Origin of the sequence: Maribacter sp. LLG6340-A2 (assembly GCF_045057105.1) — a bacterium.
Classification (GTDB): Bacteria; Bacteroidota; Bacteroidia; order Flavobacteriales; family Flavobacteriaceae; genus Maribacter.
The window spans coordinates 198,465-211,940 of record NZ_CP159332.1 but is presented as its reverse complement, the minus strand read 5'-3'; the positions used below and the strand labels follow the sequence as shown (position 1 = coordinate 211,940).

Annotated in this window: 12 protein-coding genes; 4 read left to right on the top strand and 8 right to left on the bottom strand. The window is 37.4% G+C overall.

The window, feature by feature from the left end:
* The first annotated feature begins 117 nt into the window (after positions 1 to 117).
* Together ABVM52_RS00930 and ABVM52_RS00925 are read left to right on the top strand one after the other, a co-directional pair.
* Complete coding sequence (locus ABVM52_RS00930; protein WP_405382797.1) at positions 118 to 3,309, top strand: glycoside hydrolase family 2 TIM barrel-domain containing protein; 3,192 nt, start codon at positions 118 to 120, stop codon at positions 3,307 to 3,309.
* A gap of 41 nt (positions 3,310 to 3,350) precedes the next feature.
* Positions 3,351 to 4,481, top strand: coding sequence for a formylglycine-generating enzyme family protein (locus ABVM52_RS00925; protein WP_405382795.1), 1,131 nt, complete (start codon positions 3,351 to 3,353; stop codon positions 4,479 to 4,481).
* 10 nt (positions 4,482 to 4,491) lie between these two features.
* Here the strand turns inward: ABVM52_RS00925 and ABVM52_RS00920 are convergent, their stop codons facing one another.
* On the bottom strand, positions 4,492 to 5,187 hold the full coding sequence (locus tag ABVM52_RS00920; RefSeq protein ID WP_405382793.1) for a LytR/AlgR family response regulator transcription factor: 696 nt from the start codon (positions 5,185 to 5,187) through the stop codon (positions 4,492 to 4,494).
* Between the two features lie 229 nt (positions 5,188 to 5,416).
* Here ABVM52_RS00920 and trxB point away from each other — a divergent pair, with 229 nt between their 5' ends.
* Positions 5,417 to 6,400, top strand: coding sequence for a thioredoxin-disulfide reductase (trxB, locus tag ABVM52_RS00915; protein ID WP_405382791.1), 984 nt, complete (start codon positions 5,417 to 5,419; stop codon positions 6,398 to 6,400).
* A 71-nt stretch (positions 6,401 to 6,471) separates the two neighbouring features.
* Here the strand turns inward: trxB and ABVM52_RS00910 are convergent, their stop codons facing one another.
* The 7 genes from ABVM52_RS00910 to ABVM52_RS00880 all read right to left on the bottom strand — a co-directional run bounded on the left by ABVM52_RS00910 (position 6,472) and on the right by ABVM52_RS00880 (position 12,823).
* Positions 6,472 to 6,918 (bottom strand): hypothetical protein, encoded by a 447-nt coding sequence (locus ABVM52_RS00910; RefSeq protein WP_405382789.1) that lies wholly within the window; start codon positions 6,916 to 6,918, stop codon positions 6,472 to 6,474.
* 138 nt (positions 6,919 to 7,056) lie between these two features.
* On the bottom strand, positions 7,057 to 8,094 hold the full coding sequence (locus tag ABVM52_RS00905) for an aminotransferase class I/II-fold pyridoxal phosphate-dependent enzyme (RefSeq protein ID WP_405382787.1): 1,038 nt from the start codon (positions 8,092 to 8,094) through the stop codon (positions 7,057 to 7,059).
* 1 nt (position 8,095) lies between these two features.
* Entirely contained in the window at positions 8,096 to 9,106 is a 1,011-nt protein-coding gene (locus ABVM52_RS00900; RefSeq protein ID WP_405382785.1) for a dipeptide epimerase, read from the bottom strand.
* Positions 9,107 to 9,191: 85 nt separating this feature from the next.
* Positions 9,192 to 9,923 carry a head GIN domain-containing protein gene (locus ABVM52_RS00895; protein ID WP_405382783.1) on the bottom strand — a complete coding sequence of 244 codons (732 nt, stop codon included), beginning with the start codon at positions 9,921 to 9,923 and terminating at the stop codon, positions 9,192 to 9,194.
* Between the two features lie 106 nt (positions 9,924 to 10,029).
* Positions 10,030 to 11,820 (bottom strand): PspC domain-containing protein, encoded by a 1,791-nt coding sequence (locus ABVM52_RS00890; RefSeq protein ID WP_405382781.1) that lies wholly within the window; start codon positions 11,818 to 11,820, stop codon positions 10,030 to 10,032.
* 2 nt (positions 11,821 to 11,822) lie between these two features.
* Positions 11,823 to 12,158, bottom strand: a complete 336-nt coding sequence (locus ABVM52_RS00885; protein WP_405385086.1) for a PadR family transcriptional regulator — start codon at positions 12,156 to 12,158, stop codon at positions 11,823 to 11,825.
* Between the two features lie 182 nt (positions 12,159 to 12,340).
* Positions 12,341 to 12,823: a DUF4870 domain-containing protein gene (locus tag ABVM52_RS00880; RefSeq protein WP_405382779.1), complete on the bottom strand. Its 483-nt coding sequence runs from the start codon at positions 12,821 to 12,823 to the stop codon at positions 12,341 to 12,343.
* Between the two features lie 194 nt (positions 12,824 to 13,017).
* On the opposite strand from ABVM52_RS00880, the gene ABVM52_RS00875 reads away from it, so the two are divergent.
* Positions 13,018 to 13,473 carry a DUF4442 domain-containing protein gene (locus tag ABVM52_RS00875; protein WP_405382777.1) on the top strand — a complete coding sequence of 152 codons (456 nt, stop codon included), beginning with the start codon at positions 13,018 to 13,020 and terminating at the stop codon, positions 13,471 to 13,473.
* Positions 13,474 to 13,476 lie beyond the last annotated feature (3 nt).

Here is a 13,476-nt window from a genome sequence, read left to right as displayed (position 1 = left end):
TATATTTTTAAGCATTAAAATATGAATGTTGGTAATTGGCTAGGGTCAAAATGAGAAAATAATAGTATTAAATCCAATTTTCCGTTGTACGGAAGCATACAGTAGAACACTTAAAAAATGAAAAACAGCTTAAAAATTTACTTCTCCTTATTTCTTTTAATTTCAGTTTTAGTTCAAGCTCAGGCCCCAAAATGGGAAAATCCGGAGTGGGAAAATCCGGAGATTTTTCAAATAAACCGCTTAGAGCCCACTGCTTCTTTTTATAGGTATGCAGATATAGAAAATGCCTTGGCCAATGAGAGCTGGGAGAATTCCCCCTTTTACCAATCATTGAACAGCGAATGGGATTTTAAGTATGTGGCCAGTGTTCCTGAAAGACCTACCACATTTTTTAATAATGATTTTGATACCTCTAATTGGGATAAGATTAATGTGCCTTCTAATTGGGAGCTGCAAGGTCATGGTATCCCCATCTATACCAATATAGAATATGTTTTTCCTAAAAACCCACCGTTTATTCCTCATGACCAAAATCCCGTTGGTAGTTATAAAAGAACTTTTCAAATTTCAGAGGATTGGGAAGGTCAACCGGTAATTCTACATTTTGGAGGGGTTAGTGGTGCAATGTACGTCTACTTGAACGGTACAAGGGTAGGGTATAGCGAAGGCAGTAAAACCCCTGCGGAATTTGATATAACTAAATACTTAAAGGAAGGGGACAATAACTTGGCCGTACAGGTTTTGCGATGGTCGGATGCCAGTTATATGGAAGACCAGGATTTTTGGCGTTTAAGTGGTATTGATAGGGATGTGTATCTCTATACTACACAAGCAACAACTTTAAATGACTATAGGGCAATTGCAGATCTAGATGATACCTATACTAACGGACAATTAAGTTTGAACCTAGAGTATAGTAACACCGGTAAAAATGCCAAAGGATATGAGGTAGATATAGCCCTATTAGATGGTGGAAATGAGGTGTATGCTACTAGTCAAAAAATAGATTTACCAAAAGGACGTACCGAAATCCAATTTGAAAAGGAATTGCCAAATATAAAGACTTGGAATGCTGAACAACCCAATCTCTATACCTTATTGTTTACCCTAAAAGATAAAAAAGGAAAGGTTATTGAGGCCATTAGTTCTAAAATAGGATTTAGAAAAATAGAGATTAAGAACAACCAGTTCTTGGTAAACGGTCAGCCGGTATTGATTAAAGGAGTTAACCTTCACGATCATGATGAGGTTACCGGACATGTAATTAGTAGAGAGGTAACATTAAAGGATATGGAGGTGATGAAGCGTAGTAATATCAATGCAATACGTTGTAGTCATTACCCCAAAAATGAATTCTTCTATAGAATGGCAGATAAATATGGTTTTTATGTGGTTGATGAAGCCAATATTGAAATTCATGGTATGGGGACTACCAACCAAGGTCTGGATAACAATGAAGAGGCCAAGAAAATTCACCCAAGTTACCGTCCAGAATGGAAGGCAATGCATTTGGATAGAACCATACGAATGTATGAGAGAGATAAGAATTATACCTCTATCGTAACTTGGTCATTAGGCAATGAAGCCGGTAACGGTCAAAACCTTGAAGCTACGTACGCCTGGTTGAAGTCACAGGATAGTACAAGACCGGTGCAATATGAAGGGGCAACACATTATGCAAATTCAGATATTCAAGCGCCCATGTACGCTACTATTGAAACCACAATAGAATATGCGGAGAATAATCCTAAAAGACCTTTTATTCAATGTGAATATGCACATGCCATGGGTAACAGTGTAGGTAATCTTCAAGATTATTGGGATGTAATAGAGAAATATGATGTTCTCCAAGGTGGATTTATTTGGGATTGGGTAGACCAAGGATTGAAAGCTGTTAATGATAACGGAGAAGAATTCTATGCCTTTGGGGGCGATTTAGGGGGCGCGGAAATACAGAACGATAATAACTTTTGTTTAAATGGCTTGGTAGATCCGGATCGGTCTGCACATCCTTCCTTGTATGAGGTAAAAAAGGTATATCAATATGTAAAGTTCAATTCTGAAAATCCTAGATCTGGTTTAATTTCATTGAAGAATCATTATGATTTCACCAACTTGTCCGCATATAATTTTTCTTGGAGATTGTTAGAGAATGGTGTACAGGTTGCTAGTGGAAAAATTGCGGATGTGGATGTAGCTCCTTATGCAACTAAAGAAATACAAATAGCATTGCCAGGACTTAAGAATGAAGATGCAGAATATTTTTTAAATATATATATGACCACTAAAAAGGCAGATGCGTTGATTCCGGAACACTTTTTATTGGCGTATGAGCAATTTCAACTTACGGAATATACAGCACCGGTTTTTGAAGAGGATATAGACGGACTGGAAGTTACCAAAGCTAACGATGTTATTACGGTTAAAGGAAATGGTTTTGAAATTGGTTTTAATAGCGCCAACGGATATTTAGTGCACTTAGATTATGGTCAAGGTAATCTTTTGCAAAAAGGACCTAGTGTAAATTTCTGGAGAGCCCCTACGGATAATGATTATGGGTATAATATGCCCAAGCGATTAAAAGTTTGGAAAGAAGCTACGGAAACTCAAAGTTTAGTCAGTTTAGAGGTGAATTCCAATGAAGGTAAAAAAATAATTGACGCCGTAAAACTGACCAAAAATCCTTTTAAGATTCGCAAAGACTTTAAAATTTCAGCAAATTATGAACTACCGTCCGTAGATGGGCAGGCTAATGTAACTTATAAAATCAATGAAAAAGGAGAAATATTGGTAAGCACCCAATTAAATGGTATTGATAATAATTTGCCTATTCTACCAAGATTTGGAAATAATTTGATAATTGATAAAAGTTATGACAACGTAACCTGGTATGGTCGTGGTAAGCATGAAAATTATCAAGATCGTAACACCTCTGCATTGGTAGGAGTATATGAAGCTAAGGTTTCAGATTTGTATTATGAATACATCCGCCCACAGGAAAATGGATATAGAACAGATATCAGAACCTTAACTTTTGCCAATGATGAAGGTAAAGGCATAGCTATAAGTGCACCACAACAATTTGGTTTTAGTGCGCATCATCAATTAAATTCAGATTTTGATGAGGGTGATGAAAAAAGACAGCAGCACACGTATGATATTCCGGTAAGGAATTTAATCAATATCAATATAGACCATAGTCAAATGGGTGTTGGTGGCGATAATAGTTGGGGTCTATTACCCCATGAAGAATATCAGATAAAACCAAAGAACCTTTCTTTTTCTTATATGATCAGTCCAATCCGATAATTGTATAATCTGAAAATACTTAAAACAAGGCTATTTAATACATGATTAAAAACGCACATAGGTTAGGATTGGGGCTTCTGGTCATTATAATGGTTAATTGTAAATCTGAAAATAACAAGACCAATGTTCAGAATAAAGTTACAGAGAAAAATGAAGTAGCAGAGCAAAAAGTTGTGCATACCATTTTAAAAGAAAAACCAGAGGGTATTGCCACACCAAAAGGTATGGTTTGGGTTCCTGGGTCGGCCTTTAAGCAAGGAGCGGTTAAAAATGACTCCATGGCAATGAATCATGAAAAGCCGGCAATTGATGTTATGGTAGATGGCTTTTTTATGGATGCCACGGAAGTTACCAATGCCCAATTTTCAGAATTTGTAGAAGCTACCGGTTATGTTACCGTTGCAGAAAGAGGAATTGACTGGGAGGAGTTGAAAAAACAAGTGCCTGCGGGAACGGAAAAACCACATGATTCTATTTTGCAACCAGGTTCGTTAACCTTTAAGAAAACAAAATCTACCGTAGCTAATCTCTATGATTTTTCCCAATGGTGGAATTGGACGATAGGTGCTAATTGGAAGCATCCTAACGGGCCAAAGAGTTCTATAAAAGGAAAAGAAAACTACCCTGTTGTTCAGGTAGCTTATGAAGATGCCTTGGCATATTGTGAATGGGCAAATAGGCGATTACCTACCGAAGCAGAATGGGAGTTGGCCTCAAGGGCAGGTACATTTAATTCCATTTATACTTGGGGAAATAATATTGAGATATTAAGTGATAATGCTAATTCTTGGGAAGGCGAATTTCCCGTAAAAAACACCAAGGCAGACGGTTATGAATTACGGGCCCCCGTAAAATCCTATCCACCAAATGCATATGGTCTATATGACATGGCAGGAAATGTGTGGGAATGGACAAGTGATTGGTACAATGCTACCTATTATAAAGATACCAAGTCGGCCAACAAAACATTGATCAATCCTACAGGGGCAACAAATCCATATACCCCAAACAATCCGCTGGCTCAAGAAAAAGTGATTAAAGGAGGCTCCTTTTTATGTAGTGCTTCCTATTGCGCTAGTTATAGGGTATCTGCACGCATGGGGTCAAGTATGGATTCTGCTTTGGAACATACTGGTTTTAGAACGGTAGCAACCCCTAGTATGCTTAAATAAGGTGTCTTAATTAGTCCACGCAGTTTAAGAGACGGTCCAGTTCAAGATTTTTAGTCCGGCTTATAGGTATTTTTTTATCCTTTATCTCTATAAACTCGTGGTTATAGCGTTCAACCATGTTTAAGTTTATGATATAGGATTTGTGAATGCGTACAAATTTATCATCCTTTAAACGTTCGTGAAAAGCACTCATGGTAGACAATACAATATAGTTTTTTTCTGGTGTAATTACTTTAACGTAATCACCAAGCGCTTCCACCCAATGAATGGAGTCCTTATTGAGTTCTACCTGTTTTAAATTATGTTTTACCACTAATTTACTATCTGTCTTGGAGAGCAATGATTTTTTATGTTTTTCCATCGCTTTTGAAATGGCCATATCAAACCTATCCTTGGTATAGGGCTTTAAGAGGAAATCCGTCACATTAAATTCAAAAGCCTCTAAGGCATATTTGGGGTTCTGGCTAATAATGATTACTTGTGCCAGTATTTGTAATTGTGATAAAAATTGAAATCCGTTCATGATGGGCATTTCAATATCCAAAAAAATTAAATCTACCTTAGAGTCATTAATTTCTTTAAGCGCCTCTGTACTATTGGCAAATGATTTAACCAATTTCAACTGTACATTTTTATCAACTAATCTTTCCAGTAAAACCCTATGTACATGGGAGTCTTCTACTATGGCACATTGTAATGTTCTCATATAGTAATTCTTAGTGGTTCTCTTAAGTATGTACGGGAGAAATGGTAATGGGGTTCATAAATTTACAAAAAATTAAGACTTCGTTATAAATTTGTATCTACAATTACTACCCTTATAAATAGTATATATTGTACTTATGTACAGATTAAAACTTTTGATAACTTAATTGTAAGTTTTTTGCTCAAAAACCTACTTTTGTAGTAGAACAAGAACTGAACAACTTCAAATTATGTCTGATAAAATAGAACGTGTTAAAACATTGATCATAGGATCCGGTCCAGCTGGATACACCGCGGCCATTTATGCTGCCCGTGCAGATTTAAAACCTGTAATGTATACTGGTATGGAGCCTGGTGGTCAACTAACCACCACAACGGAGGTAGATAATTTTCCAGGTTACCCCGAAGGCATTGATGGGCCTACGATGATGGTGCAATTACAGCAGCAAGCAGAGCGTTTTGGAACGGAAGTAAGAATAGGAATGATCACTTCTGTAGAGTTTTCAAAAGTTCCGGGCGGTATACATAAAGTAGTGGCGGATAATGATAAGGAAATTGAAGCCGAAACAGTAATTATATCTACAGGTGCATCTGCAAAATATTTAAATATTCCAAGTGAACAACGCTTACGCGGAGGTGGAGTTTCTGCCTGTGCCGTTTGTGATGGTTTTTTCTATAAAGGTCAGGATGTAGCCATAGTAGGAGCAGGGGATACTGCTGCGGAAGAAGCTTCTTACCTTGCCAATATCTGTAACAAGGTAACTATGTTGGTACGTAGGGATGAAATGAGGGCTTCAAAAGCTATGCAACATAGGGTAAATAGTTTAAAAAACATTGAAGTTCGTTATAATACGGAAGTTGATGAGGTTTTAGGCGATCAGGTTGTGGAAGGCTTGCGTATGGTGAACAACAAAACGGGGGAAAAAGAAGAAATATCCATTACCGGATTGTTTATTGCTATTGGCCATAAACCAAATACGGATATTTTCAAGGGACAATTGGATATGGATGAGACAGGCTACCTAATTACAAAAGGGAAGTCTACAAAAACCAATTTGCCAGGTGTTTTTGCTAGTGGCGATGCTCAGGATAAAGAATACAGACAAGCGGTTACCGCTGCAGGTTCCGGTTGTATGGCGGCCTTGGATGCAGAGCGCTATTTAGCAGAAATAGGCTCTGTTGAAGAAACCGTTGCAGGTCAATATAAAATTTAACATAGTATATATTTCTTAAAAAAAAGCGCCACCTCGTTAGAAGTGGCGCTTTTTTCATGGATAAGATATATTTAATCAATCCTTTTGTAATTTTCAGAGAAGGTGCGGTTTCCTTCTTCATCTAAGCTAATTTGACTGAATTTATTGTCACTTAGCAACAATTCAAAAGTAAAGATTCGCATGGTATCCATGGCCTGTATCATTTCGTTATCACCATATTCCAAAGTTTCTATTAAACGGTTTTCGGTGATATGGTATGTACCATAACCAAATCTTCCTACTTTATCCACAGGTACATAACGGCTCCACATAATTTTTCCGTTATAATACATTTTAACCTGCCGGTAACCTTCTGAAGTAGGTATGGTATCAATGACCTCTTGGCCATCATAATTATAAAAACTTTCCAGTTCCCAAGTACCCTCAATGGTATGCATGTAACTTTTGTTAATTGTGTTGGTAGATGCAGCGGAAACCAAAATGAGCAGTAATGAAATCAATCCTATAATCTTTTTCATAATGGTAAGGTTTTAAGTTAATATTTGTATTGAATGAGTACTAAAAAGATACAACAAATATTTATAAATTAACATAATTTATATACATATATTATGAATTTATTAAATGTATGCCGCTTTGTTTATGGATATGATAAATCAATAAGATTGTAGTTGGTTTAATGAGTTGCAAAGGGTAAGAATGTCATCTGTAGTATGTAGAGCGCTAATTACAATGCGGCTCATTAAGTCATTGTTAGCGGTAGGATATCTAAAATTGGTTACAATAATTCCTTCTTGTTCTAATGTTAAGGCCAGTTTTTCATTTTGAAAGCTAAATGTAGGATGACCTTTAGAAGATGAAAATTGTGATGGGTGTTTTAGGTTTTTAAGAAATAGGGTTAAATTTCTTTTAAGGAGATTTCGTTTTTCATCGATAATGGATTCCGCATCCCTAAGGGTAGCCAGTGCAGCGGGAGCGGCAGGACTTGAACCTCCAAACATTTCTGTATCCATAAGACTATCAATCATGGCTCTGGTACCAAAAATAGCACCAGCTCCAATTCCATATCCTTTGCCCAAGGAACAGGTTACCAATAGATTTTTAGGGCGTAAGGAATCTAAGAACTTATAACTACCACCACCATTAATACCGGTAATGCCTATTCCATGGGAATCATCGATCACTAAGGTCATCTTGTGCAAGGGTAGTGCGGTAAGCCATTGGTAATCCGGGTAATTCTCACCTTTGAAATCAATGCTATCCATCATTAGTACCTTGTCTTGTTCCGGATGTTGCATTAAATCTTTGGTTAAGGCTAATTTGCTTACATGCTTTTTTGCCAATACATTGGATAAGGCGGAATGGGTACCGGGTGCGTAATATAAATCAAGATTACCTTGAATTAGATACTGATGTAATAATTGACCGGCAAGGTAGCCAGAGGACATGGTCAAACATCTCTCTGAGCCAACCAATTGGGCCAGATATTCTTCCATTTCCTTGTAGATGGACAGTTGAATATTGGATTTACGCGATGCGCCATAGCCCGTACCATACCGCTTCATATTTTTGTAGTAGAGCGATTGAAAAGCTTTATCTGTCTGTAAGCCCAAATAGGAGGTGCCACCAAAATAAAGATAGTTTTTGCCTGCTATTTTTACTTCCCTGCCTGGAAATTCATTTATTATATGCATGTTAAAGAAGCTGAATACCGCTACCACCCATTTCAGGGAAAATAACCTTACCGCCCGGTGCAATAGAAACGCCCGTAGCTATATCTTTTTTGAGCAATAGTGCCCCGTCCATATCTACATAATCCAGTTGTGGCAATAGTTGGGCAATGGCAGAAATACCAACGGTAGATTCCGTCATACAGCCAACCATAACCTTAAGCCCCAATTGTTTTGCTTTTTTTATCATTCTTAGAGCTGGTGTTAGTCCGCCACACTTGGTCAGTTTAATATTGATACCCGTATAATGAAGCGCACATTTTTCAACATCGCCTTCCACAATACAGCTTTCATCTGCTATAACCGGTAAAACACTATGGTGCATAACTTCTTCCATACCTGCCCAATCATCTGCTTTTAAGGGTTGTTCTAAAAATTCTACTCCCAATTCTTTAAGTAATGGGGCATTGAAAATTGTTTCTTGGGCCGTCCATGCGCAGTTGGCATCAATCCTAAAAATGGCATCGGTATGCTTTCTTAGTTCCTTTACAATGGCAACATCGTCTTGGGTGCCCAGTTTTATTTTGTAAATGGGCCAAGGCATTTCCTGCATTTTGGACCTCATAATATCAATACTGGCAAGGCCTATGGTATAATTGGTTATGGGATAACGGGTGATATCCGTACCCCAAATGGTATGCAATGGTTTTTTCAATAATTTACCATATAGGTCATGGGCGGCTAAATCTAGTGCACAGATAGCAAAATTAGATAAACCCTTGGTCGTTAAAAATTGATGGAACTCTTCTGGGGTGGTAAAATTGAATGCAGATATCTCAGCTTCTATCGCCATTATTTCTTTCTCCATACTATCAACCGTAATCTTGTAATATGGATTGGAGGTAGCTTCACCAAATCCGGTTTTACCGTCCAAGGATAGAGAAGCAATTAGCGTATCTTGAACATCATGAGATTCCCTTGAAATACTGAATGTGTGTTTTAGGGGCAGGGTATATTTTTTTATGTGTACTTGCATTGCACTAATATACAGATTAGGAAGTTACCAAAAAATGAAAACCCGCTGAACATTCAGCGGGTTTTCAATATGATTGTTATGGAATTCAATACTTGTGTACACTACCCGAAACAGATTTGTTTTTCTGCACAGAGGGTTCGCCTTTATAGGAAATATTGCCGCCACTGGAGGCCTCTGCCGTTAAGTTGTTCTTTACATGAATACTTACATTTGCTCCGCTGCTGGCATCTGCATTACATACTACGGTCATAAGGTCGCCCGCTTTAATATTAGCGCCGCTACTACCATCAACATAGACCTCATTGGCCGTACCTGACAATGAAATATTGGCGCCGCTACTTGCATCGACCTCCATATCCGTAACCGTAACATTGGCATCTAAAATGGCACCACTACTGGCATCGACCATCAATTTTTCTGATTGGATCATGTTCTCTGCGGTTAAATGAGAGCCACTGGATGCATATAATCCACTAACCTTTGGTAAGGTGACATATACTTTTTTGGTGGCTCTACCAATGTTTTCTATGGCATGAATCCTTAATTTTCCATTTTTAATATCGGTACCAATTAAATCCACAATGTTTTCATCGGCCTCCACAGAAATATCAAATTCACTGCCTTGGGTAACATATACATCTAAACCTTCGGATGCTGAAACTTCTGTAAAGTCTTCTGTAATTTCACGGGTTTCCTCAACGACTACGCCGTTACCTGTTTCCCCAGAACCAAAATCTCCAAAGTTGATATCAAAGCCGCAAGATGAAAGTAAAAGGGCCAAGACAAGAGCTACTGTTATTCTTACTAATGTTGTCATGATTGTTCGTTTTATGATTGTTATTTGATGATGTAAAAATGATTGTTTTTTAATTCTTCTACATTTATTTTATACTGAATTGTTGAATTAGTGGATTGAACTGTAATTAGTTAATGCTATCATTAGCATCAATTTTTACGCCGTTCTCATCTAATTTCATTTTAAAAGATTCGCCATTATCGTTGACATCAATGTCAATGCCGTTTTCGTTAATAATGATCTTACCTTTTTCCCCGTTGTCATTGATATTTATATCAATACCGTTCTCATTGATTTTAATACGGTTGGAACCATTATGGTCTTCATCGTTCATTTCAATATACTCTGGGCAGTCCAAACATTCTAATTCCCCATTATTGGCCATTTTCCAAAGGTAGCCTTCTAAACCATCTGTATCTCTATCGGTATTTACCGTAGTGATCCAATTTCTAGAATTGGTTTGCTCGTATGTTAAAATAGTACCCACGGGCAAGAATATGTTTACACGAACTTCTTGATCTTTAAATTTAGGTCCCTGTGTGGTCAAATAATCGTTAAATGAGATCGTATTGCCGCTTACCTCATAGTCATATACAATTTGGCCTGCAATATCTTTTGCTTCTCTATTGGAAGGACCATCTGCCTCTTTCCTGACCTGAACCCGTACCAGGGAGTCTTTGGACTTACGAATCCTGAATCTTACATCATCTGAAACCAAAATTTTATTTCCGGCTTCATCATAGGATATAAAGGTATCTCCCATATGCATATCTTTTTCATAATCGTATTCATCCGTAGACACTAGTCTAATGTTCAACGTATCCGTAGGAATTACGTTCGTTATTTCATCTTCTACAGAGGTGCTTCCTGTATAGGCATGTGAGGCAGCTTCCCTTATACCAAATATGATCAATAGAATAATTGAAATTAACCAAAGGCCCAGTAAGGAAAATTTGGCCACCGTACCAATAGACTTTAAATTGTTTACCAGTATTTTTAATCCTAAGTACATTAAGAAGAAAAACGGAATACCTATGGCAAAGAATGCCAATAATGATACCACCCAGATTGGCATGTTCGTGGAATTTACCACATTGTAAAAGTCAATGCCCGGCACATGAATAATATCCAAAATACCAACGGTAAACATACCTACAAATAAACCTATTAAGGTTGCGGCACCAATAATGACCAATAGAATGCCAATAAACTTGCCAAAAATCTTAAAAAGAAACATGACAATATCACCAAAGGTGTCAAAAACTGTTTTACCTCCTTTTTTGACGGTGTCGCCTACTTTTTCGTAATCGACACTTTTTACACGATCCGCTACGTCATCAAAACCCTCTTTTACCTTACGCTCAATATTGCTGATATTAACGGCTTCACCGCTCATGTCCAATTTCTGGGAAGTGGTTTTAGCTTCTGGAATAAGAATCCATAACAGACCATAGATGAATATGAATCCGCCCCATGTAAAAATGGTAAGGAATATCCATATTAAACGTATCCAAAGGGGATCAATACCAAAGTAATGTGCTAGACCAGAGGAAACACCGGCTACATATTTTTTATCGGTATCCCTAAACAGTTTTTTAACCCTGCTTTGTTTTCTTGCGGATGTTGCCCTAGGCTCATCTTCAAAAATTTCTTCGTCTACCATGTAATCCTCGGGTTGGCCCATAATGGCTATGACCTCGTCCACTTCTTTGGTGGTAATGACTTGCCTTTCGTTTTCCAATTTTTCGTGGAAAAGTTCTGCTATACGTGCTTCTATATCGGCAATGATCTCGTCACTGCCCGGTGTGTTGGCAAAGGAACGTTTTACGGATTCCAAATACCTTCGCATTTTGTTGTATGCCTCTTCATCTATATGGAAGAGCATGTTTGCTAGATTTATATTTACTGTCTTGTTCATTGTTAGCTGTTTTTAGTGTTGGTTACCAGGTTGGTGGCTTTTCTCAATTCGTCCCAAGTGGTATCCAATTCCTTTAAGAAGAGTTTTCCTGTCTCGGTTAAGGTATAGTATTTTCTTGGGGGTCCAGATGTGGATTCTTCCCATCTGTAATTCAAGAGTCCGGCATTTTTAAGCCGTGTAAGTAGTGGATAAATTGTTCCTTCTACCACCAGCATTTTGGCATCTTTTAGCGTTCCCAGGATTTCAGAAGCATACTTATCTTGTCCGTTTAAGATGGACAGGATACAGTATTCCAGAACCCCTTTTCGCATTTGTGCTTTTGTGTTTTCTACGTTCATAATGTCTTTTTGCTTTTTATGCAGTCCCCCGCTTGTAGGGGGTTGCTCCATGGTCCTTGTTGTCTGCATAGATTAACTGTTCGTTTTTTGATTGATGAATAAACATCCTGATTGATTTTTTTTGATTGATTGATAAACTCTTTAAGGTGTGATGAATACCTTTTCTAAAATGATTACTGTATTTATTTGATAAATTTTATGGTTAGCGGATATGAAAAATATTGCCCCTCATTGGTACGTATGGTAGCGAGTATGGTGTATATGATGTTAATTATAAATAATGCAGATTGTGCAAATACCAAAACCCCGGCCGGAATCATCCATGGTCCAAAAAAATGATCGCTATCAAAATGAAAATTCACCGAGTTGAGATGGCTAAAAGTTGAAAATCCAAAATGGTCAAAATCAAAGATGTTGGGTATCAGTCCACCTATAAAAAATGGAATACTGATCATACCAATTAGAATGGAGTAGAGCAGTATGCTAATTTGAAAATTTAGGGCTTGCTTACCATTATAGTCTACAAATTCATATTCTTTTTTGTTCGCTGTCCAAAGTACAAGGGGAATTATAAAATTTCCAAAAGGAATAAAATACTTGGAAAACGTACTCGCATGAATAATTGCAGAGAGGTTTCTTTCGTGTTTGGTTAATGTTTCTGTCATGATTGTTCAGGTATTGATGATTGATGTTTTAGATACTAGGTTAAAGCCAATTACGTTGATAACCTATTAACTTCCTATGCAAATATATGTCTAAAAAAAGGTACTATGTTACACATAGTACTAATATTTAACATTAATTTAACATTTTAGAATACTGTAAATTATAGCTACTTTTATCCAAATAATAAAAATATATGGCTGTAACCGCTAGTAAATTCAACATGTTCGCCTTTTTAAAGCTACCAGCTGCGTGGTGGTGCGGAGTGCGTTTAAGGGAAATAGATAAAGAACGTGCAATTGTCACCGTAAAGCATAGGTGGATTAATCAAAACCCGTTCAATTCCATGTTTTGGGCCGTACAAGGTATGGCGGCAGAATTGTCCACGGGTGCTATGATGATAGACCAAATAGAGGCAACCGGAAAGAAAATTTCCATGCTGGTGGCCAATAATAAGGCCAATTTTTCCAAAAAGGCAACAGGTAAAATTACATTTACCTGTACAGATGGTCATTTAATTAAAGGAGCCTTAGAAAGAACCATTGCTACAGGAGAAGGGCAAACCATTTGGATGAAATCTATTGGTGTCAATGAAGATGGGGTAGTGGTGAGTACGTTCGATTTTGAATGGACCGTACGCTTAAAGCAATAATTT

Bases quoted from the DNA above. Each gene is read 5' to 3' on its own strand.
- ABVM52_RS00930 (WP_405382797.1), top strand. From the start codon at position 118: ATGAAAAACAGCTTAAAAATTTACTTCTCCTTATTTCTTTTAATTTCA.
- ABVM52_RS00925 (WP_405382795.1), top strand. From the start codon at position 3,351: ATGATTAAAAACGCACATAGGTTAGGATTGGGGCTTCTGGTCATTATA.
- ABVM52_RS00920 (WP_405382793.1), bottom strand. From the start codon at position 5,187: ATGAGAACATTACAATGTGCCATAGTAGAAGACTCCCATGTACATAGG.
- trxB (WP_405382791.1), top strand. From the start codon at position 5,417: ATGTCTGATAAAATAGAACGTGTTAAAACATTGATCATAGGATCCGGT.
- ABVM52_RS00910 (WP_405382789.1), bottom strand. From the start codon at position 6,918: ATGAAAAAGATTATAGGATTGATTTCATTACTGCTCATTTTGGTTTCC.
- ABVM52_RS00905 (WP_405382787.1), bottom strand. From the start codon at position 8,094: ATGCATATAATAAATGAATTTCCAGGCAGGGAAGTAAAAATAGCAGGC.
- ABVM52_RS00900 (WP_405382785.1), bottom strand. From the start codon at position 9,106: ATGCAAGTACACATAAAAAAATATACCCTGCCCCTAAAACACACATTC.
- ABVM52_RS00895 (WP_405382783.1), bottom strand. From the start codon at position 9,923: ATGACAACATTAGTAAGAATAACAGTAGCTCTTGTCTTGGCCCTTTTA.
- ABVM52_RS00890 (WP_405382781.1), bottom strand. From the start codon at position 11,820: ATGAACAAGACAGTAAATATAAATCTAGCAAACATGCTCTTCCATATA.
- ABVM52_RS00885 (WP_405385086.1), bottom strand. From the start codon at position 12,158: ATGAACGTAGAAAACACAAAAGCACAAATGCGAAAAGGGGTTCTGGAA.
- ABVM52_RS00880 (WP_405382779.1), bottom strand. From the start codon at position 12,823: ATGACAGAAACATTAACCAAACACGAAAGAAACCTCTCTGCAATTATT.
- ABVM52_RS00875 (WP_405382777.1), top strand. From the start codon at position 13,018: ATGGCTGTAACCGCTAGTAAATTCAACATGTTCGCCTTTTTAAAGCTA.